Source organism: Streptomyces sp. H39-S7 (genome assembly GCF_027158205.1).
Taxonomy (GTDB): Bacteria; Actinomycetota; Actinomycetes; order Streptomycetales; family Streptomycetaceae; genus Actinacidiphila.
On the sequence record NZ_JAPVLU010000033.1, the window covers coordinates 83,041 to 104,288 of the forward strand.

Consider the following 21,248-nt stretch of genomic DNA (forward strand, 5'->3'; position numbering starts at 1 on the left):
GTCCGGCTTCCGTGAATAAGTTCGTGTACGTACCGCTCAGAGCGGCTGTTCGGCCAAGGCGTGCGAGACCAGTGCCATGAGCGCCTCCACCACCGAATACCGCTTCCGGGCGTCACAGATCAACACGGGTATGTGCGGCGGTACCGCGAGCGCTTCGCGGACGTCCTGCTCGGTGTACTCAGGAGTGCCCTCGAACTGGTTCACCGCCACGGTGTACGGCAGTCCGCAGCCCTCGAAGTAGTCGAGCGCGGGGAAGCACTCGGCCAGCCGGCGGGTGTCCGCGAGCACGATCGCGCCGATCGCGCCGCGCACCAGGTCGTCCCACATGAACCAGAAACGCTGCTGGCCGGGCGTGCCGAAGACGTACAGCACGAGGTCCTGGTCCAGCGTGATCCGCCCGAAGTCCATCGCGACGGTGGTCGTCGTCTTGTCCGGGGTCGAGCCGAGGTCGTCCACGGACTCGCTGGCCCGCGTCATCACCGCCTCGGTGGTGAGTGGCGTGATCTCCGAGATGGAGCCGACGAACGTCGTCTTGCCCACGCCGAAGCCGCCCGCGACCACGATCTTGGTGGAGACCGGCGCGCGCCCGCGCTCCGTCTGCCACTCCTGCGTCCCGCCGGTCTCCTCAAAGCCTGCGAAGTCCACCGAGCACCCTTTCCAACAGCGCGCGATCAGGGCTGCCGGGCCCGTGCCCGGTTCCGTAGACGCGGATCCTTCCCTGATCAGCCAGGTCGCTGAGCAGTACGCGGACGACGCCGAGCGGCATCCGCAGCAGAGCCGAGATCTCGGCCACCGACCGCATTCTGCGGCACAACTCCACGATCGCGCGCATCTCCGGCATGACCCGTTCGGCCCAGCGTCCCGCGGTCAGCACGAAACCCGGCTCCTGGCCGTCGATACTCGCCACGAACGTCTCGACGAAGAGCACGTGACCGAAGCGGGTGCGCCCGCCGGTCAGTGCGTACGGGCGGACCCGTGCGGTGCGGCGGTCGGCGCCGCGCTGGGGCAGGGACATGGACATCAGCGACCGCCTCCGCTCACGGAGCCGGCGGCTTCCCGGGATCGGCGCAACTCGTTGCGGAGCGCGGGGGTCAGGACGTGTCCGGCCCGGCCGACGAAGAGCGCCATGTGGTAGCCGACGACGCTCATGTCGCAGTCGGCGGAGGCGTGGACGCCGAGCAGCGAGCCGTCGCTGATCGACATCACGAAGAGGCTGCCCTCGTCCATGGCGACCGCGGTCTGCCGGACACTGCCGCCGTCCATCAGACGGGCCGCGCCGTCGGTCAGCGAGGCGAGGCCGGAGACGACCGTGGCCAGGTCCGCCCGGGCGTCCGCGGGGCCGGCCGGCGGCTGCTGCCCGCCGGGTTCCCCGGCCGCCTCCGCCTCCGCATCGGAGGTGATCAGCAGCAGCCCGTCGGAGGAGACCACGGCGACCGAGTGGACGCCGGGCACCTCCTCGACGAAGTTGCTCAGCAACCACCGCAGATTGCGGGCTTCATGGCTCAGGTCCTTCGTATCCGTACTCGCCGCGTTCAACGGCTCGCCTCCTCGATGGTTCCAACTGCGCCCGTGCCCCCCGTTGGGCCTGCCTTCCCCGGGTCTGCCGCCCGGGTCTCCTCTTCCGCGTCCCGTCGTCCGTCCCGAAGTCCTTGTTGCAATCCGCCGAACTTACGCCGCAGCGCCTCCGCGTCCACCGGCCCGGTCCGTCCCGTGCGGCGCGCGGCCGGTTCGCCGGTCAGCCCGCTGCTGCGCGGCACGCGCTGCGGCAGGCCCTTGCCGGTGACGGCTTCCTCGGCGGAGGCCGCCGGATCCGGCGCCCCGGACGCGGCCGCCGGTGTGTCGTCGGGCGCGGGCCGCGGCCGTACGACACCGGCCGCCGGAACCGCTTCCGGAGCATCCGCCACCGCTTCCGGCGCCAGAGTCTCTGCCACCGCCTCCGGCGCGGGAGTCTCCGCCACCGGCATCGGCTCGCCCGCGATCGCGGCCTCCACCGGGTTGGCCGGGGCGTCGTCCGGGCGGGCGGCGGGCAGCAGCCGGCGCGGCAGGATGACGACGGCCGCGATGCCGCCCTGCTTCTGCTCGCGCAACTGGACGCGGATCCCGTGGCGGGCGGCGAGCCGGGCCACGACATACAGCCCCATGCCGGTCGCGTTGCCGGGTGCGGCAGGCTCGGGATCGGTGAGCAGCGCGTTCAGCTCGGCGAGCCGCTCCGGCGGGGCGCCGATGCCCTGGTCCTCGACGGAGATCATCACCTCGCCGTTCTCCAGCATCCAGCCGGAGAGCTGCACTTCGGCCTGCGGCGGTGAGAACGCGGTCGCGTTGTCGAGCAGCTCGGCCACCAGGTGGCTGGTGTCGTCGGCCGCGTGTCCGGCCAGCTGACCGGAGGGCATCAGCTGGATCCGCACCCGCTCGTAGCGCTCGATCTCCGAGATCGCCGCGCGGGCCACGTCGACGAGCGGTACGGGCTTGGCGGAGGCGGCGCCGTGGCTGTGCTCGGTGCCCGCGAGGACCAGCAGGTTCTCGCTGTTGCGGCGCATCCGGGTGGCGAGGTGGTCCAGCCGGAAGAGCGTCTCCAGCCGGTCCGGGTCCTGCTCGCGCTCCTCCAGGCCCTCGATGAGGGCGAGCTGGCGTTCCACCAGGCCCAGGGTGCGCAGCGAGAGGTTGACATACGTGGTGTGCGGGCCGGTCCGGCCGGGTTCGGTCCTGTCGCTCGCGGCGCGGGTCGCGTCCTGCTGCCGCAGCAGGCTGTCGCGCTCCGCGGCGAGCGCGTCGCGGATGCCGAGCAGCCGGGTCTGCTCCGCGCCGAGTTCGAGGCCGCGGGCCTGTACGGCGCGCAGCTCGGTGACGAGCACGTTGATACGGCGGGCGACCGTCGCGAACTCGTCGTCGCCGACGACGCGCGCCTCCTCGGAGCCGCCGGTGGCGAAGCGGTGCAGCGCGGCGAGCGGCCGGGTGAGCGAGCGGGCGGTGGAGACGAGGACGCCGACGGCGACCAGCAGGCACACCGCGGCCAGGGCGACGCGCAGTTCGAGGGCGGTGACCGCGTCGTCCCGCCGTTCGCTCGCCGCGTCGGCCTCGGCGGTGGCGAGCGAGGACTCGACGCTGCGCATCAGGCCGATCCTGGCGGTGAGCGCTGCCTTCACCGCGGCCGTGCCGAGCGCCCGGTCGGAGCCGGTCAACTGCGGCTGGTCGGTGAGGAGCCGCAGGTCGCTCTCGGCCTCGGTGACATCCGCGCCGGTGACGGTCTGGCTGTACTGGTCGCGCAGTTCCTGGGGCGCGGTGGCGCGGAAGTCGGCCAGCGCGGCCCGTTCCTGCACCGCGACGCTCTGCGCGTCGGTGGCCAGCGGCCGCTGGGAGCCGGTACCGGTGAGCGCGCTCACCAGGAGCCCGCGCTCGGTGGCGGCCAGCGCGGCGGCGCGGCTGAGCGGTGCGGCCACCGGGCCCGTGACCCGGCCCAGGGCGTCCAGCAGGGGGGTGTACGCGGCGACGACGGCCTGCGGGGTGCCGGTGCCGGTCAGGGCGTCCTGCCGGATCTGCGGGATGGTCGCCAGCACTTCGCGCAGTTCGGTGGCGGCGTCCTCGTCGGCCGAGAGGCCCTGCGCCTGCCGGTCCACCCGGTTGCGCTGCGATTCGGAGAGTCCGGGGGCGCCGGTGCCGGGGGCGGTGGAGCGGCCGCCGGCGACGAAGGCGGCCATGTCGTCGCGTTCGTCGGCCAGTGAGTGGGCCAGCGAGACGGCCCGGATGGCCAACTCGGCCGCCGTCACCTCGTCCTGCGCGTCGGAGACGTCGCGCACGGCGACCGCCACTCCGGGCGCGGCCGCGGCCGGCACGATGACAGCACAGATCAACAGGGCGGCCAGCAAGCGGCTGCGCACCCGTCCCTTGCCCGCCGCGGGGGGAACCCCGTCGCGCGGTTCACGTCGTCTTCGCACCGGAGCTCGCAATCCCGTCTCGCCTGGTCAATGGGCCCGACCCTCTCAGCCCGTTGTAGACGGGGCCGCGCGACCCCCCTCCCCGACACCCGAACGAGTGAATCGCAAGGATGAGTTGACGAACAAGCCCGGAGCGGAACGTCTCAATCCGTGACCGTCGAACGGGTTTGGTGTCGTGGCCGAGCCCTGGCAGGATGCCCGCCCGCATCCCATCCCCGCATGTCAGGTGCCCTGAAATGGGGATCTGCGGCAGTTCGGGGGCTGCCAGGTACGGACCAGGAGGTTCGAACGGCGCTCCGGCAGAATTGAGCCATGCGCATCGAGAGCAGCACCGAGCCCGGCACCCCCGACCGCCCCAACGAGGACTTCCTCGCACTGGCCCTGCCCGCTTCCGGGCAAGGTGGCGTGCTGGTTCTGCTGGACGGCGTGACACCGCGGCCCGGCAACGGCGACTGCGTCCACTCGGTGCCCTGGTTCGTGGCGCGACTTGGAGGGGCACTGCTCGAACTGTCCGTTTCGCGATCGGAGATGACGCTTGCCGACTGCCTGGCGACCGCGATTGGCCGTACGGCGGACGCGCACCGCGACACCTGTGATCTTTATCACCAGCTAACGCCGCAGGCCACAGTGGTCACAGTCCGGTGGAATCAGGACAGCGTGGAGCATCTCGTGCTCTCCGATTCCGTGCTGCTCCTCGAAGCCCCCGACGGCAAGATCACGCCGGTGCTGGACGACCGCATCGACCGGCTGGTGGCCGAGGGCCGCGCCGTCCCCGAGCTGCGCAACGCCGAGGGCGGCTTCTTCACCGCGGCGGCCGATCCGGCGGTGGTCTCGCGCGCGGTCACCGGCACCACCCCGCGCGTCGGCGTCCGTGCCTTCGCCGCGCTGAGCGACGGGGCGACCCGGCTGGTCGAGGTCTTCCGCGCGGACGACTGGGCCGGCACGTTCACGCTGCTGCGCGACGAGGGACCACAGGCGCTGATCCGGCGGGTGCGCGCCGCCGAGTCCGCCGACCCCGAGGGCCGGGCCGTCCCGCGCGGCAAGCCGTTCGACGACGCGACGGCCGCCCTGGTCGAGATCTGAGAACCCTTCGGAGGGGTTGAGGGGTTCTAGTCGTCGGATCCCTGCAGTTCGTTCAGTCGTTGCAGCAGCCGGGCCAGTTCGCTGACCTCGCCGCGGTCCCAGGACGCCAGCCGGCGGAGGTAGCGGGAGCGCCGGGCGGCGCGCACGCGGGAGAAGCGCTCGCGTCCCTCGGCCGTCATCCGCATCAGGAAGGCGCGGCCGTCGGCGGGGTCCGGCTCGCGGGTGACCAGCCCCAGAACCTCCAGTGCGCGCAGCTGCCGGCTCATCGTGGCCTTGCCGACGCCGAAGTACGCGGCGAGGTCGGTGGCGCGTTCGGGCTCGCACTCCTGGAGGCGGACGAGCAGTCCGTAGGCGGCGGGTTCCAGTTCCGGGTGGAGTTCACGCGCCATCTCGCCGGACGACGCACGGGCCCGCCGGTAGAACACCGTCAGCTCGCGTTCCAGGGCTTCCATCTGCTCGTCCACAGCGCTTTCGCTTTCAGAGGGCTGAAAGTTTCTTCCAGCGTTCGTCGTTCCCGCAGCTGCCCCAGTATTTCGCAGGTGTAGACCAACGGCGGTTCCCGAGGGCTCTTCCATGCGCGTAGATGCCGCACCTACCTTCATCCTGTCATGGCCATCCCAAGGCCATGGTGCGCGTCAGGCCCCATCCCCCCATGGAGGCACCTATGTCCTTCGGAGCCCGTTCCGCCGTGCACATTCCAGAAATCCTCCGCGCCAGAACGGCCCTCGCCGCCGGGTTGCTCCTCACGCTCCTCGCGGTCTTACTCGCCCTGCCGAGCCCGGCGGGCGCGGCCGCCAGCGGTCCGATGACCCACCCCGAACTCGACTGGATGGGCTCGACCATCCGCGCCCACGAGGGCGGCAGCACCAGCACCGGAAACGTGGCCACCCCACTGGTCACCCAGACGCCGGGCATGGACGTCAGCGGCTACCAGGGCAACGTCAACTGGTCGGCCGCCTGGTCCAACGGCGGACGGTTCGCCTACGTCAAGGCCACCGAGGGCACCTCGTACACCAACCCCTACTTCGCCCAGCAGTACAACGGCTCGTACAACGTCGGGATGATCCGCGGCTCGTACCACTTCGCGCTGCCCGACAACTCCGGCGGCGCCGCCCAGGCCGACTACTTCGTCAACCACGGCGGCGGCTGGTCCCGTGACGGCAGGACGCTGCCCGGCGCGCTCGACATCGAGTACAACCCCTACGGCGCCACCTGCTACGGCCTGAGCGCCGGCAGCATGGTCAACTGGATCGCCGCGTTCAGCAACCAGTACCGCGCCCGTACCGGCCGCTACCCGACGATCTACTCCTCCACCAACTGGTGGACGCAGTGCACCGGGAACAGCAGCGCCTTCTCCGCCAACAACCCGCTGTGGATCCCGCGCTACTCCACCAGCGTCGGCACCCTGCCGGCCGGCTGGGGCTTCCACACCATCTGGCAGTACGCCGACTCCGGCGTCTTCCCCGGCGACCAGGACCGCTTCAACGGCGCCTACGACCGGCTGCAGGCCTTCGCCAACGGGTAGCCGCCCGGCACACCGCGACGCACGGAACAGGGCGCTGCCCCTCCCACGGGGGGAGGGGCAGCGCCCTGTCGTCGTGTTCGCCGCTGCGGGGACGGTCAGGCGGCGACCGGGATCCGGTCGCTCGCCACCGACTGCTCCAGCGCCAGCTTCAGCACCTGGCGGACGTCGGAGACCGGGTGGACGTCGAGCTTCTCCAGGATCTCCGCGGGCACGTCGTCCAGATCGGGCTCGTTGCGCTTCGGAATGATCACCGTGGTGATCCCGGCCCGGTGCGCGGCCAGCAGCTTCTGCTTGACGCCGCCGATGGGCAGCACCCGGCCGGTCAGCGACACCTCACCGGTCATGGCCACGTCGGTGCGGACCCGCTGCCCCGACAGGAGCGAAGCGAGCGCCGTCGTCATCGTGACACCCGCGCTCGGGCCGTCCTTGGGGATGCCGCCGGCGGGCACGTGGATGTGCACACCGCGCTCCTTCAGGTCGCCGACCGGCAGCTCCAGTTCCGCGCCGTGCGAGCGCAGGAAGGAGAGCGCGATCTGTGCCGACTCCTTCATGACGTCCCCGAGCTGCCCGGTGAGGGTCAGCCCCGATCCGCCCGTCTCCGGGTCGGCCAGCGACGCCTCGATGAACAGCACGTCGCCCCCCGCCCCGGTCACGGCCAGGCCGGTCGCCACCCCGGGGACGGCCGTCCGCCGCTCGTCCGGCTCCTGGGCCGACTCCGGGGTGTGGTGCGGCCGCCCGATCAGCGCCCGCAGATCGGCGTCGGTGACGGTGAACGGCAGCTTCTGCTCACCCAGTTCGTGCCGAGCGGCGATCTTCCGCAGGATGCGGGCGATCGACCGCTCCAGGGTGCGCACGCCCGCCTCGCGGGTGTACTCCCCCGCTAGCTTGCGCAGCGCCGAGTCGTCGAGCGACACCTCGTCGGTGACGAGCCCGGCCCGCTCCAGCTGGCGCGGGACCAGGTGGTCACGGGCGATGGTGACCTTCTCGTCCTCGGTGTAGCCGTCCAGCCTCACCAGCTCCATCCGGTCGAGCAGCGGCTCGGGGATCGAGTCCAGGACGTTGGCGGTGGCCAGGAAGACCACGTCGCTCAGGTCCAGTTCGACCTCCAGGTAGTGGTCCCGGAAGGTGTGGTTCTGCGCCGGGTCCAGGACCTCCAGCAATGCCGCCGCCGGGTCGCCCCGGTAGTCGGAGCCGACCTTGTCGATCTCGTCGAGCAGCACCACCGGGTTCATCGACCCGGCCTCCTTGATGGCCCGGACGATCCGGCCCGGCAGCGCGCCGACGTAGGTGCGCCGGTGGCCGCGGATCTCCGCCTCGTCCCGGACGCCGCCGAGCGAGACCCGGACGAACTTCCGTCCCATGGCCTTCGCGACGGACTCGCCGAGCGAGGTCTTGCCGACCCCGGGAGGCCCGACGAGCGCCAGCACCGCGCCTCCGCGCCGGCCGCCGACCACACCGAGACCGCGGTCGGAGCGGCGCTTGCGCACCGCCAGGTACTCGGTGATGCGCTCCTTGACGTCGTCGAGGCCCGCGTGGTCCGCGTCGAGCACCGAGCGAGCGCCCGGGATGTCGTAGACGTCGTCGGTGGTGGTGTTCCACGGCAGTTCGAGCACCGTGTCCAGCCAGGTGCGGATCCAGCTGCCCTCGGGCGAGGCGTCGGAGGAGCGCTCCAGCTTCTCGACCTCCTTGAGCGCGGCCTCGCGGACCTTCTCCGGCAGGTCGGCGGCCTCGACGCGGGCCCGGTAGTCGCCCGCTTCGTCCTCGGGCTCACCGTTCAGCTCGGACAGCTCCTTGCGAACGGCGTCGAGCTGCTGGCGGAGCAGGAACTCGCGCTGCGCCTTCTCCATCCCCTCCTGCACGTCCTTGCGGATGGTGTCGGCGACGTCCTGCTCCGCGAGGTGGTCGCGCAGCGTGGCGATGGCGATCCGCAGCCGCTCCACCGGGTCGCTGGTCTCCAGCAGGAGGACGCGCTGCTCGGTCGTCAGGAACGACGAGTAGCCGGAGTTGTCCGCGAGCTGCGAGACGTCCTCGATCTGCTGCACCCGGTCCACGACCTGCCAGGCGCCGCGCTTGCGCAGCCAGCTGGTGGCCAGGGCCTTGTACTCCTTGACGAGCTCGGCGACGGCGCCGGGCGCCTCGGTGACCGGCGGCTCCTCGACCTCGCTCGCCTCGACCCACAGCGCGGCGCCGGGCCCGGTGGTCCCGGCGCCGATCCGCACCCGGGCCAGGCCACGGATGACCGCGCCGGGGTCCCCGTCGGGCAGCCGCCCGACCTGCTCGATCGAGCCGAGCGTGCCGACCGCGGCGTACGTGCCGTCGATCCGCGGAACAAGCAGCACCTGCGGCTTGCTCTTACTTCCTGGGACGTGCGCGGACTGCGCGGCCTCCACGGCCGCGCGTACCTCGGTGTCCGTCAGGTCCAGCGGCACCACCATGCCGGGCAGCACCACAGCGTCGTCCAGTGGCAGCACGGGCAGGGTGAGCGGTCCGGACGGTGCGGCTACAGCAGCCATGATCTCTCCCTAAGCAAGCAAGTTGAGCTATGTGGACTCAATGCATGTGATGCCTCCGGTGTTCCCCAAACGGATGTTCGCTCTGAGCGATCACGCTCAGGGCGCCCGGAAAGGGTGCCGACTGTCCTTTTTGGGCCACGTAGCCGAGCGCGTCGGCCGCCCCGTACGCTGCATGCCAACCGGGACGACCTTGTGGGGCGGCAATGGACAGCACACAGACGACACCGGGCGCGCAGCGCCGGGTGCTGGTGGTGGAGGACGATCCGACGATCGCCGACGCCATCGCGGCCAGGCTGCGCGCCGAGGGGTTCCAGGTACGCACGGCGGGCGACGGGCCCACCGCGGTGGAGACGGCGATCGCCTGGCAGCCGGATCTGCTGGTGCTCGACGTCATGCTGCCGGGCTACGACGGCCTGGAGGTCTGCCGCCGGGTGCAGGCACAGCGGCCGGTTCCGGTCCTGATGCTGACCGCGCGTGACGACGAGACCGACATGCTCGTCGGCCTCGGGGTCGGCGCGGACGACTACATGACCAAGCCGTTCTCCATGCGGGAGCTGGCAGCCCGGGTGCATGTGCTGCTGCGCCGCGTCGAACGCGCGACGATCGCCGCCCACAGCCCGCGCGGCGGCAGCCTGCAGCTGGGCGACCTGGAGATCGACAACTCGCAGAGACGGGTGCGGGTGCGCGGCACTGACGTGCACCTGACCCCGACCGAGTTCGACCTCCTGGTGTGCCTGGCCCAGCAGCCGCGCGCCGTCCTCTCCCGTGAGCAGCTGCTGGCCGAGGTCTGGGACTGGGCCGACGCGTCCGGCACCCGGACCGTCGACAGCCACGTCAAGGCGTTGCGCCGCAAGATCGGCGCCGAGCGGATCCGTACGGTGCACGGGGTCGGCTACGCGCTGGAGACCCCCTCGCCATGAGGATGGGGGTGCGGCTGTGGGCGCGCGTGTGGGCGGCGCTGAGGCCCTACGACCCGCTCCGGTCCATCAAGGCCGCCCTGCAGCTGCTGGTCGTCGTCTCCGTACTGATCACGACACTGCTGGTGATCGTCGCGATCCACTCCGCCACCGAGCTGCGGGTGATCACGATCTTCTCGATCATCGCCTGCCTGCTGATCACCCAGTTCGTGGCGCACGGCCTGACGGCGCCGCTGCGGGAGATGACCGCGGTCGCGCGGGCCATGGCGCAGGGCGACTACAGCCGCCGGGTGGCGCGGGTGCGGCGGGACGAGGTCGGCGAGCTGGCGGAGACCTTCAACCGCATGGCCGCCGATCTGGAGGCCGTCGACCAGCACCGCAAGGAATTGGTGGCGAATGTCTCACACGAGCTCCGCACGCCCATCGCGGCGCTGCGGGCGGTCCTGGAGAACGTCGTCGACGGGGTCTCCGAGGCCGATCCGGAGACGATGCGCACCGCACTGCAGCAGACCGAGCGGCTGGGCAAGCTGGTCAGCCAGCTGCTGGACCTGTCCCGGCTGGACAGCGGCGCGGTGCGCCTGGACGCCAAGCCCTTCGAGGTCTGGCCCTATCTGTCGGCCGTGCTGAAGACGGCCAGCCTGGGCATGGAGGGCGCCGCCCGCGCCGGCTCGCGCAGCCGCCCCCGCGCCGACGTCCACCTCCATCTGGACGTCTCACCGCCGGAGCTGGCCGCGTACGCGGACGCCGAGCGGCTGCACCAGGTGGTGGCCAACCTCGTCGACAACGCCGTCAAGCACAGCCCGCCCGGCGGCCGGGTCACGGTCCGCGCCCGGCGCGGGATCGGGCCGGGGAGCCTGGACCTGGATGTGCGGGACGAGGGTCCCGGCATCCCGGAGTCCGAGCGGAACCGCGTCTTCGACCGCTTCAACCGGGGCGCCCACCCCGGCGGCGACGGCGGTACGGGGCTGGGACTGGCCATCGCCCGCTGGGCGGTCGATCTGCACGGGGGGGACATCGAGGTGGCGGAGTCGCCGCGCGGCTGCCGGATCCGCGTCACGCTTCCGGGTTCGGTTCCCGCGCAACGTTGACATAGGCTGGCAATACGGGTGCGGCGGACAGCGGGCCGTATTCGTACGGGGGACTGCCGTCACAACCCCTCAAGAGGGTCCAATTTCCCGCCATGCACAGCGTCGAAACCCCTCTTCCGGTGTGACTTACGCGACGACTGACCCCCGGGCCTGCGCCGAACGGCCCGGTAGGCGTAGCCTTTATTCCCGCTGTCCACCATCTTGTGAAGCGGAAGAGGGCGGTTGCCGCCGTGTCGCCACAGTCCCCCAATCGCTCGACTACCTCGATCGACGCCACCGGGCAGGGCAAGAGCCCTGTCGCGGGCTTCGGCCCCAACGAGTGGCTCGTCGATGAGATCTACCAGCAGTACCTCCAGGACCCGAACTCGGTAGACCGAGCCTGGTGGGACTTCTTCGCCGACTACAAGCCAGGGACGGACACGGGTTCGTCCGTGGCCGCCCCGGCCGCGTCGGCTCCGACCGCGCCGGCCACGGCTGCTGTCCCTGCCCCACAGGCCGCGCCGGCCGCCGCGAAGGCCGCCGCTCCGGCGCCGGCCCCCGCAGCGGCCAAGCCCGCGGCCGCCACCTCGGCCCCCGCCAAGCCCGCTCCCGCGAAGGCGGCCGCACCGGCCAAGGCCGCGGAACCGGCCGCGGCAGCCGACGGGCCGGAGTACGTCACGCTGCGCGGCCCCTCGGCCGCCGTCGCGAAGAACATGAACGCCAGCCTCGAACTGCCGACGGCGACCAGCGTCCGCGCGATCCCCGTGAAGCTGCTGTTCGACAACCGCATCGTCATCAACAACCACCTCAAGCGCGCCCGGGGCGGGAAGGTCTCGTTCACGCACCTCATCGGGTACGCGATGGTGCAGGCCCTCAAGGCCATGCCGACGATGAACAACTCCTTCACGGAGAAGGACGGCAAGCCGACGCTGGTCAAGCCGGCCCACGTCAACCTGGGCCTGGCCATCGACCTGGTGAAGCCCAACGGCGACCGCCAGCTGGTCGTCGCGGCCATCAAGAAGGCCGAGACGCTCAACTTCTTCGAGTTCTGGCAGGCGTACGAGGACATCGTCCGCCGCGCCCGCGCGAACAAGCTGACGATGGACGACTTCACCGGCGTCACCGCGTCGCTGACCAACCCCGGCGGCATCGGCACCGTGCACTCCGTGCCGCGTCTGATGCCCGGACAGGGTCTGATCCTCGGCGTCGGCGCGATGGACTACCCCGCGGAGTTCCAGGGCACGTCGCAGGACACCCTGAACAAGCTCGGCATCTCCAAGGTCATGACGCTGACCAGCACCTACGACCACCGGGTCATCCAGGGTGCGGCGTCCGGCGAGTTCCTGCGCCAGATGAGCCTGCTGCTGCTGGGCGAGAACGGCTTCTTCGACGACATCTTCGAGTCGCTGCGCATCCCGTACGAGCCGGTCCGCTGGCGGACCGACATCGACACCGCGCACGACGACGACGTCACCAAGGCCGCGCGGGTCTTCGAGCTGATCCACTCCTACCGGGTCCGCGGCCACGTCATGGCCGACACCGACCCGCTGGAGTACCGCCAGCGCAAGCACCCGGACCTCGACGTCCTGGAGCACGGCCTCACCCTGTGGGACCTGGAGCGCGAGTTCGCGGTCGGCGGGTTCGCCGGCAAGTCGCTGATGAAGCTGCGCGACATCCTCGGTGTGCTGCGTGACTCGTACTGCCGCACCGTCGGCGTCGAGTTCATGCACATCCAGGACCCGAAGCAGCGCCGGTGGATCCAGGACCGCGTCGAGCGGTCGCACACCAAGCCGGAGCGCGACGAGCAGCTGCGGATCCTGCGCCGGCTGAACGCGGCCGAAGCGTTCGAGACGTTCCTGCAGACCAAGTACGTCGGCCAGAAGCGCTTCTCGCTGGAGGGCGGCGAGTCCGTCATCCCGCTGCTCGATGCCGTCATCGACGCTGCCGCCGAGTCGCGTCTCGACGAGGTCGTCATCGGCATGGCCCACCGCGGCCGGCTGAACGTGCTGGCCAACATCGTCGGCAAGTCGTACGCCCAGATCTTCCGCGAGTTCGAGGGCAACCTCGACCCCAAGTCGATGCACGGCTCCGGCGACGTCAAGTACCACCTGGGCGCCGAGGGCACCTTCACCGGTCTGGACGGCGAGCAGATCACCGTCTCGCTGGCGGCGAACCCCTCGCACCTGGAAGCCGTCGACCCGATCGTCGAGGGCATCGCACGCGCCAAGCAGGACATCATCAACAAGGCGGGCACCGACTTCACCGTCATGCCGGTCGCCCTGCACGGCGACGCGGCCTTCGCCGGCCAGGGTGTCGTCGCGGAGACGCTGAACATGTCGCAGCTGCGCGGCTACCGCACCGGCGGCACCGTGCACATCGTGATCAACAACCAGGTCGGCTTCACCGCCGCCCCGGCCGCGTCGCGCTCGTCGATGTACTGCACCGACGTCGCCCGCATGATCGAGGCGCCGATCTTCCACGTGAACGGCGACGACCCGGAGGCCGTGGTCCGCGTCGCGCGGCTCGCCTTCGAGTTCCGCCAGACGTTCAACAAGGACGTCGTGATCGACCTGGTCTGCTACCGCCGCCGCGGTCACAACGAGGCCGACAACCCGTCGTTCACCCAGCCCCTGATGTACGACCTCATCGACAAGAAGCGCTCGGTGCGCAAGCTCTACACCGAGTCCCTCATCGGCCGGGGCGACATCACCCTGGAAGAGGCCGAGCAGGCCCTGCAGGACTACCAGGGTCAGCTGGAGAAGGTCTTCACCGAGGTCCGCGAGGCCGCCTCCACTCCCGCCGCCAGCGAGATGCCGGTGCCGACGCAGGAGTTCCCGGTCAAGCTGGACACGGCGATCAGCCAGGAGACCATCAAGCGGATCGCCGCCGCCCAGACCAACATCCCGGACCGGATCACCGTCCACCCGCGCCTGCTGCCGCAGTTGCAGCGCCGCGCGGCCAGCGTCGAGGACGGCACGATCGACTGGGCGATGGGCGAGACCCTCGCGGTCGGCTCGCTGCTCATGGAGGGCACCCCGGTCCGGCTCGCCGGCCAGGACTCCCGCCGTGGCACGTTCGGCCAGCGGCACGCCGTGCTGGTCGACCGGGAGACCGGCGAGGACTACACCCCGCTGCTCTACCTCTCCGACGACCAGGCCCGTTACAACGTCTACGACTCGCTGCTCAGCGAGTACGCGGCGATGGGCTTCGAGTACGGCTACTCGCTGGCCCGGCCCGAGGCGCTGGTGATGTGGGAGGCGCAGTTCGGTGACTTCGTCAACGGCGCCCAGACCGTCGTCGATGAGTTCATCTCCTCCGCCGAGCAGAAGTGGGGCCAGACGTCCGGCGTCACCCTGCTGCTGCCGCACGGCTACGAGGGGCAGGGCCCGGACCACTCCTCGGCCCGCATCGAGCGCTTCCTCGCGATGTGCGCGCAGAACAACATGACGGTCGCCAGCCCCACCACGCCGGCGAACTACTTCCACCTGCTGCGCTGGCAGGTCCACAACCCGCACCACAAGCCGCTCATCGTCTTCACCCCGAAGTCGATGCTGCGACTGAAGGCCGCGAACTCCCGGTCCGAGGACTTCACCTCGGGCGGGTTCCAGCCGGTCATCGGTGACACGACGGTCAGCCCGTCCGCCGTCCGCAAGGTGGTCTTCTGCTCCGGCAAGGTCTACTACGACCTGATCGCGGCACGTGAGGCCAAGGGCGCGAACGAGGTCGCCATCGTCCGGATCGAGCGGCTCTACCCGCTCCCCGGCAAGGAGATCCAGACCGAGCTGGCGCGGTACACCGGTGCCCAGAAGTACGTGTGGGCGCAGGACGAGCCGGCCAACCAGGGTGCGTGGCCGTTCATCGCCCTGAACCTGATCGACCACCTGGACCTGGTGCTGGGCGCCGCTCCCGACAACGCCGACCGACTGCGCCGGGTGTCCCGCCCGTCGTCCTCGTCGCCGGCCGTCGGCTCCGCCAAGCGCCACCAGGCCGAGCAGGAAGCCCTGGTCAACGAGGTCTTCGAGATCTGACCCCGGATCGCACGGCAGCAAAGGGCCGGGCCCGCCACCTGAACTCAGGTGGCGGGCCCGGCCCTTGTCCACAGGGTGCCGTGCGCGGTCCGATCAGTTGACCTGGGGTTCGAAGTCCCAGAAGGGGCGGGTGCGCGAGCGGGCCGAGACGGTGTGCACATGCTGGGCGCCCAGCGTCGCCACGAGCATCGACAGGGCCTCCTCCTCGACCTTCCCCGCCTCCTGGATCTTGCGCAGCCCCCGCAGGTCGGCGGCGAGCGCGACCCGGGCGGAGAGCGTCAGCGGGTGCTCGGCGCCGAGCGAGGCCGTGGCACGGGCCGCGGTGTCGCGGCTGAGCTCCATGGCCGCCTCCGGGTCGCCGGAGAAGTTCCGGGTCGCCGTGGCGTTCAGCGAACAGCCCAGGGTCCACGGGTGATCGGGGCCGACGGCCTCGATCATGCCGGCGAGCGCCTCCTCGACCAGTTCCTGCGACTGCTCGCGTTCGCCGGCCGCGCGCAGCACCAGCCCGTTGTTGCCGAGGGTGCCCAGCACATACGGATGGCCGGCGCCGAGCGTGGCGCGGTAGCGCCGGTTGACGGCCTCGCCGACGGCACGCGCCCGGTCCAGGTCACCGTGCTCGCGTGCCACGCAGGCGTATCCGGCGGCCACCATCAGCGTCAGCGGCTCGTTCTCGCCGAGTACCCGCTCCACCCGTTCCAGCAGCCGGGCCAGTACCGTCTGGGCGCGGCGGTCCCCCGCCCGGTACTGGCTCATGACGAGGTTGTGCTCGGCGCGCAGCGTCTGCGGGTTGTCCGGGCCCATGACGTCGCGGTGGGTACGGACACTGCGCTCCTGAACGGAGACCGCTTCGTCGTACCGGCCGAGCAGCCGCAGGTCCCACGCGTAGTTGATCTCCGAGGAGAGCGTCCAGTTGTGGCGCGAACGCAGGGCGTCCCGGCGGGTGTCGAGCGTCTGCCGGTCGAAGTCGAACGCTTCCGCGTAGCGGCCGAGCAGGCGCAGCGAGACCGCGAGGTTGTTGCGGGCGCCGAGCGTGCGGGAGTCACGGTCACCGAGGAGGTCCAGATAGCCGTCCAGCACCAGCCGGGAGACCTCGTACGCCTCGTCGTAGCGGGCGAGGCCGCGCAGCGACGCGGCCAGGCCGGTCGCGGCACGCAGCAGGTCGAGGTCCTGCTGGCCGCGCTCCTCGCGCAGATGGTCCACGGCGATCCGCGAGATCGCCTCGGCCAGTGCGTAGTTGCCGGTCGCGTGGAGCAGGTTCGCGTAGTGGTAGGTCATGTCCCAGATCCGGGGATGGACCTCACCGAGCAGCCTCTTCCAGGCGGCGAACCCCCGTTCGGCCAGCTTCAGCCCGGACTTGTACTCGCCGGACAGGTACATGTAGCGCAGCGAGTTGAGCACCAGCTGCTGGACGTCCGGGTTGGTGCTCTCCAGCACCCCGGCCGCCTTGAGGTGCGGGGTCAGTTCGGCGTAGCGCGGCCACAGCCGGGTGTCGGTGGGGCGGCCGGGGTCGGCGGCGGCCAGGGCCCGCCGGACGACGCCCGCGTACTCGCGCCGGTCGGCCTCGGGCATGCCGTCGCGCACGGTCTGGTGGACCATCCGGTGCATGTGCAGGATGTCGGAGCCGCCGCCCGGCTCGTCGCCGCCCACGTCGTGGGACTCGCGGCGGACCACCGAGTACTGGACGAGCTTGGCGGTGGCGTCGTTCCAGCGCAGCGGGTCGTTCATCAGCCCGACGAGCTGTTCCGGCAGGTCGCGCAGGGGCAGCTCGCGCAGCAGCCGGACGGGGATCGGCCCGGGTGCGAAGAACACGCACAGCCGCAGCAGTTCGATCGACGCCGGTTCGGTGTCGCGCAGCTGGTTGAGCAGTATCGACCAGGCGGTCTGGAACGTCATCGGGAAGTCGGCGGCGACCTTGAGGCCGGCCTCGGCGTTGGATCCCGTGATCAGCAGGCCGATGTACTCGTCGACGGACATCGTCGAGTCGCTGAGCCAGCCCGCGGTCTGGTCGAGCAGCAGCGGCAGGTCCTCCAGCGCCTCCGCGAGCCGGTCGGCGTCGCCCACGTCGAGGCGGGCGGCCCGGCGGCGGACGAAGGCGACGCTCTCCTCGCGGGTGTAGACCGGGATCTCCATCAGGGCGGTGTTGTGCTCGCCCCACGCCCGGTTCTGCGAGGTGATCAGGACATGTCCGGGTCCGCTGGGCAGCAGGTCCGCGATGTCCCCGACCTGGTCGGCGCCGTCCAGCACGAGCAGCCAGCGGGAGTACGGGGTGCCCCGGCGCAGTGCGTCGAGCACGGCGCGCAGCCGCTCGCCGTACTCGGGCCCGGTGGTGAGGCCGAGGGCCGGGGCGAGTTCGGCCAGCCGCTGGCGCAGGGTGCCGCGCTGGTCGGCCGGGACCCACCAGACGGCGTCGTACTCGGAGCCGAAGCGGTAGACGTACTCGGCGGCGATCTGGGTCTTGCCGACGCCGGACATGCCGAGCAGCGTGACGATCGCGGCGCCCTGCTCCGCCTGCTGCAGCCGGTGGTAGATGTCACCCAGCAGGTTCTCGCGGCCGGTGAAGCGGATGTTGCGGCGCGGTACCCCGCCCCATACGCGGGGCTGGTCGTAGGGGAAGCGCGGTCCCCCGCGGCCCGGTGCGTCCTCCGGCGGCGCGGCGTCGGTGGTGCCGATCCGGGCCAGCAGGCGGCGTTCGGCCTCGTGCGCGCCGATGCCCCAGAGCGAGGAGGCGCTGAGGGCGGCGGTCGCGGTGGGCAGCGACGCGTTGGTGACCGAGACGGCGGCGAACCGGTCCGAGTTGGTCGCGACCACGGAGCGCAGGGCCTTGTTCCACTCCTCGTGGGTGCGCGGACCCAACTGGAAGTACCAGTCGCTGAGGATGACGAGGATGCGTCCCTCTGCGAGCATCAGGTCTTCCAGCGCCTGCTCGATCGTGGTGCCCGGCGGGGGGTCGAAACGGGCGAACGAGACCCGGTGCCCCTGGCGTTCGAGCCGGTCGCCGATCCATGCGGCCCAGGCCCGGTTGAATCCCGCGAAACTGATGGTGACGGGCTGCCTCTCGGCCGTTGCCGTCGACTTCCGCACTACGGCCATGCGACCGTCTCCCTCGTGATGCGAACGAACGTACGGCCTTGACGCGCCGTTAGATGCCTCTGCTGGGAACATACACCGGCGGTTCGCCTCCGGAGGTCTGCCTCCGCCACATCCTGCGGGCGGTCTCCACGTAGGCGCTCGCACGGGCCAGGTGCCCCTGCGGCGGCGGATGATCCTTCAATCGGGTGAGCTGTCGGACCATGGCGTTGACGAACACCCTTCCCTCGCGGGTGAGGCTCTGCGACCCGGCCAGCGCGGGCAGCGCGGCGCCGACCTGTTCACGGCACCGGGAGTGCTCGGCCCACGCCTTGTCGCGGTCCGCCGCGTCCTTGGCGGCGAGGGCGAACAGCTGCCAGTACTCGGCGAGCGCCAGGTGGGAGTACGCGCCCTGCAGCAGCCCGTCGAAGGGCCGGGGGTCGGGCCGCCAGGGCGCCCAGTACCGGTGCGGGGGGCCCGCCGTGTGCAGCGGGACGAGGTCGGAGAGGGCGCTGAGCTTGGCGTGCTGCAGTTCGTGGACGAGGGTCGCGGCGAGGAAGCCGGGGGTGCGCGGGGTGCTGCTGAGCACCGCGCCGAACGCCTCCCGCCGGGTGCCGCTGCAGTGCGCCGCGCTGCCGCTGTGCGCCACCGCGCCCGGCGGCGCGGCCAGCGGCACCAGACACTCCAGCAGCCCCTCCACCTCCGCGGTCCGTGCCGCGCCACCGGACTCGATCAGCGGCAAGGTGCCCTGCCAGGCGTACTGCCACTGCTCGAGTTCATCGGCCGACAGCCGGTCGCCCGGGCGCAGCCCGTGCCGCTCCAGACCGCTGTCCGCCGTCCGGAAGGGGTCGCGTTCGTCGAGCAGCACCTGTCGCGGACCACCGGTGAGCACCCGCAGCGGGCGCCAGCGCGGATCAGCCGACCACCAGGTGCCGTCGGGGCGCCCGCGGACCACCACCGGTGCGGCGTGCGGCACGGTGATGACCAGCAGACCCGCGGAGAACCGGAGTTCGGCGGTGCCGGGCGCCGGGCTGCCGGGCAGCTCCGATCCGCCCAGCGTGGGCAGGGCCACCAGGCCGTCGCGGTGCGGGAGCCGGAGGGTTCCGCGCAGCCCCGCGCGCACCGCGGCGGCGACCGCGAGGGCGCCGAGGTGGGACAGATCGCGGGAGAGCTCCGGCGCTTCGCCATCGGTGCGCAGACCTCGCAGGCAGCGGCGGACCCAGGGGCCGACCAGGGGATAGAAGAGCACCCGCCGGGTGGCGTCCCGGTCGGCCCGGTCCGCCGCCTCCAGCACCTCCCAGTGCTGACGGAACGGTACTGCTGTCGCGCCGGACCTCTCCGTGACCGCGTCGTACAGCGCACGGAGCTGGAGCAGCCGCAGCGTGTGCTGGCCGGCGATGAGGACGGCCAGGGCGTCGGTCCCGCCGTGCGTCCCGCCGAGTTCCCGGAGCAGGGCGTCGGAGACGCTTCCGGGTGCGGCCGGCGTCATGCCGCCACCTCGGCGAGCCGTGCCGCGACATGGCGGATGAGCCGCTGCAGGTCCGCGCAGTACACCGACGGGTGCCGGAATCCCGCGCCCTCGCGATACCGGTGGGCGTAGTGTCCGCCGCCGCACACCTGGACCAGCGGGCAGCGGCGGCACTGCCCGGCCAGCGCGGCCAGCCCGCCCTGCCGGGCGGCGACGCCCGGGTGCGCGAGAGCGTCGTCGAAGGAGTGGTGGAAGACGTCGAGTCCGGTGGCCGCGGCTCCCTCGTAGGCGGACTTCAGCGAGTCCACCTGCTCGATGCTGCCGTCGGTCTCCACCACCACGGCGTCGAACGGCCGCAGCCCCAGCGATTCGGCGGACGCGGGCGCGCCGAGGAGCAGGGCGACGCATGCCTCGAAGATCCGCACCCGGACCCGGCGGTGGTCGGAACGCCACCACCGGTCGAAGACCGTGCACAGCCAGTCGCCGTACGGGGCCGGCCGCTCGTCGGACGCGGGCAGGCCGGGCGGCGGGGCGCTCCAGTTGCCGTGCGGGAGCAGGAAGTCCATGGCGGGCGGCGCGAAGTCGAGCAGCGACTCGTAGACCTCGGCGGGGTCGGAGGCGAGGTCGACGACACAGAGCACGCCCGCGTAGCTCTCCCGGTGCCGGTCCTCGGCGAGGAGCCGCAGCCCACGGGCGGCGGCCGTCCACGACGGGCGGCCGGCGTGGTCGACCCGCGCCAGGTTGTGGCCGGGCAGCCCGCCGTCGAGGCTCACGCCGACCCGGATCCGGTGGGCGGCCAGGGTACGCAGCCGGTCCTCGTCGAGCAGCGTGCCGTTGGTCTGGACCGTGGCGTGCACCGTGCACCGCGCGGGCACCGCGGCGCGCACCCGGTCGACGACGGCACCGAGCACGGCGGCCCCGGCGAGCAGCGGTTCGCCGCCGTGCAGGACGACGGCGAGGTCGGTGAGCCCGTGCGCGGCGGCGTGTTCGGCGATCCGGGCGGCGGTGGCGTCGAGCACCGGGGCGGTGGGCGCGGCGGGGCGCCGGCGCCAGCCGCTGTCCGGTCCCGCGTAGAGGTAGCAGTAGCGGCAGGCGAGGTTGCAGCGGCCGTTCATCTTGAGGATGAACTGGCGGAAAGGGACCGTGGCCGGGCCGTCCTCGGGGGACGGTTCCCGCGGCGTCTCCCGTTGCCCAGGACCCCACGTCGCCCGATCCGGCTGCTGCCTCACCGCGTATCCCCTGTCCCCCGGTCCGTCGCGGAGCTTTCCTCCGTTGCGGGGACACAAACCCCGGCGCGTCGACGTTGTCCGGATAGAGGTCGGACAGGACCGAAACCGAGCGGGTTAGAACGCGCTGTCGAATCCCCAGAGCATCTCGGTCGGTTCACCGAGCCGGGTTCGCAGGCCTTCCAGCACCTCGGACAGCACGGGATGATCCAGCTCCCGCAGCGTCTCCAGATCGAGGTCCAGCAGATCCGGCAGTTCCGCCGCGCCCTGCGGCGCCCCGGCGCCCTCCGATGCAGCCGGGTCCGCCGTCGTTCCGGTACGCTCCGCGCTGTCTCGCTGACGCATCGTCACACCACCTTTGTTTCCCCGCAGTCGGGGCCCATCTGGGATGCCCGCCCGCCGGGCGGCCAAAACCCGGCACGG

General features: G+C 71.6%; 15 protein-coding genes. 5 read left to right on the forward strand and 10 right to left on the reverse strand.

Annotated elements, in window-relative coordinates:
- Positions 1-36: 36 nt before the first annotated feature.
- The 4 genes from O3X23_RS28310 to O3X23_RS28325 are packed head-to-tail and all read right to left on the reverse strand — an operon-like array spanning position 37 to position 3,875.
- Positions 37-645, reverse strand: a complete 609-nt coding sequence (locus tag O3X23_RS28310) for a GTP-binding protein (RefSeq protein ID WP_269274417.1) — start codon at positions 643-645, stop codon at positions 37-39.
- Complete coding sequence (locus O3X23_RS28315) at positions 626-1,021, reverse strand: DUF742 domain-containing protein (protein ID WP_269274418.1); 396 nt, start codon at positions 1,019-1,021, stop codon at positions 626-628. The genes O3X23_RS28310 and O3X23_RS28315 overlap by 20 nt, the downstream gene beginning before the upstream one ends.
- Positions 1,021-1,536 carry a roadblock/LC7 domain-containing protein gene (locus O3X23_RS28320; RefSeq protein ID WP_269274419.1) on the reverse strand — a complete coding sequence of 172 codons (516 nt, stop codon included), beginning with the start codon at positions 1,534-1,536 and terminating at the stop codon, positions 1,021-1,023. Before O3X23_RS28320 ends, O3X23_RS28315 begins: the two co-directional genes overlap by 1 nt.
- Complete coding sequence (locus O3X23_RS28325) at positions 1,533-3,875, reverse strand: sensor histidine kinase (RefSeq protein ID WP_269274420.1); 2,343 nt, start codon at positions 3,873-3,875, stop codon at positions 1,533-1,535. The genes O3X23_RS28320 and O3X23_RS28325 overlap by 4 nt, the downstream gene beginning before the upstream one ends.
- Before the next feature lie 369 nt (positions 3,876-4,244).
- Here O3X23_RS28325 and O3X23_RS28330 point away from each other — a divergent pair, with 369 nt between their 5' ends.
- A complete protein-coding gene (locus O3X23_RS28330) occupies positions 4,245-5,015 on the forward strand; it encodes a hypothetical protein (RefSeq protein ID WP_269274421.1) in 771 nt (256 codons plus the stop codon).
- A gap of 26 nt (positions 5,016-5,041) precedes the next feature.
- Here the strand turns inward: O3X23_RS28330 and O3X23_RS28335 are convergent, their stop codons facing one another.
- A complete protein-coding gene (locus tag O3X23_RS28335; protein WP_269274438.1) occupies positions 5,042-5,467 on the reverse strand; it encodes a MarR family winged helix-turn-helix transcriptional regulator in 426 nt (141 codons plus the stop codon).
- 212 nt (positions 5,468-5,679) lie between these two features.
- Here O3X23_RS28335 and O3X23_RS28340 point away from each other — a divergent pair, with 212 nt between their 5' ends.
- Positions 5,680-6,540 carry a lysozyme gene (locus O3X23_RS28340; protein ID WP_269274422.1) on the forward strand — a complete coding sequence of 287 codons (861 nt, stop codon included), beginning with the start codon at positions 5,680-5,682 and terminating at the stop codon, positions 6,538-6,540.
- Positions 6,541-6,635: 95 nt separating this feature from the next.
- On the opposite strand, the gene lon is transcribed toward O3X23_RS28340, so the two are convergent.
- A complete protein-coding gene (gene lon / locus O3X23_RS28345) occupies positions 6,636-9,053 on the reverse strand; it encodes an endopeptidase La (RefSeq protein WP_269274423.1) in 2,418 nt (805 codons plus the stop codon).
- A gap of 203 nt (positions 9,054-9,256) precedes the next feature.
- Here lon and O3X23_RS28350 point away from each other — a divergent pair, with 203 nt between their 5' ends.
- The 3 genes from O3X23_RS28350 (at position 9,257) to O3X23_RS28360 (ending at position 15,065) form a co-directional block, all read left to right on the forward strand.
- Entirely contained in the window at positions 9,257-9,973 is a 717-nt protein-coding gene (locus O3X23_RS28350; RefSeq protein ID WP_269274424.1) for a response regulator transcription factor, read from the forward strand.
- Complete coding sequence (locus O3X23_RS28355) at positions 9,970-11,058, forward strand: HAMP domain-containing sensor histidine kinase (RefSeq protein WP_443047998.1); 1,089 nt, start codon at positions 9,970-9,972, stop codon at positions 11,056-11,058. The genes O3X23_RS28350 and O3X23_RS28355 overlap by 4 nt, the downstream gene beginning before the upstream one ends.
- 230 nt (positions 11,059-11,288) lie before the next feature.
- Positions 11,289-15,065, forward strand: a complete 3,777-nt coding sequence (locus tag O3X23_RS28360; protein ID WP_269274425.1) for a multifunctional oxoglutarate decarboxylase/oxoglutarate dehydrogenase thiamine pyrophosphate-binding subunit/dihydrolipoyllysine-residue succinyltransferase subunit — start codon at positions 11,289-11,291, stop codon at positions 15,063-15,065.
- Positions 15,066-15,158: 93 nt separating this feature from the next.
- Here O3X23_RS28360 and fxsT read toward each other — a convergent pair whose 3' ends face one another.
- The 4 genes from fxsT to fxsA form a co-directional block, all read right to left on the reverse strand.
- Positions 15,159-18,155: an FxSxx-COOH system tetratricopeptide repeat protein gene (gene fxsT, locus O3X23_RS28365; protein WP_269274426.1), complete on the reverse strand. Its 2,997-nt coding sequence runs from the start codon at positions 18,153-18,155 to the stop codon at positions 15,159-15,161.
- Positions 18,156-18,204: 49 nt separating this feature from the next.
- Positions 18,205-19,620 carry an HEXXH motif domain-containing protein gene (locus O3X23_RS28370; protein ID WP_269274427.1) on the reverse strand — a complete coding sequence of 472 codons (1,416 nt, stop codon included), beginning with the start codon at positions 19,618-19,620 and terminating at the stop codon, positions 18,205-18,207.
- A complete protein-coding gene (locus tag O3X23_RS28375) occupies positions 19,617-20,714 on the reverse strand; it encodes an FxsB family cyclophane-forming radical SAM/SPASM peptide maturase (RefSeq protein WP_269274428.1) in 1,098 nt (365 codons plus the stop codon). Before O3X23_RS28375 ends, O3X23_RS28370 begins: the two co-directional genes overlap by 4 nt.
- 228 nt (positions 20,715-20,942) lie before the next feature.
- The gene (fxsA, locus tag O3X23_RS28380) at positions 20,943-21,170 is read right to left on the reverse strand and encodes an FxSxx-COOH cyclophane-containing RiPP peptide (RefSeq protein WP_269274429.1); all 228 of its coding nucleotides are present in this window, start codon (positions 21,168-21,170) and stop codon (positions 20,943-20,945) included.
- Positions 21,171-21,248: the final 78 nt, after the last annotated feature.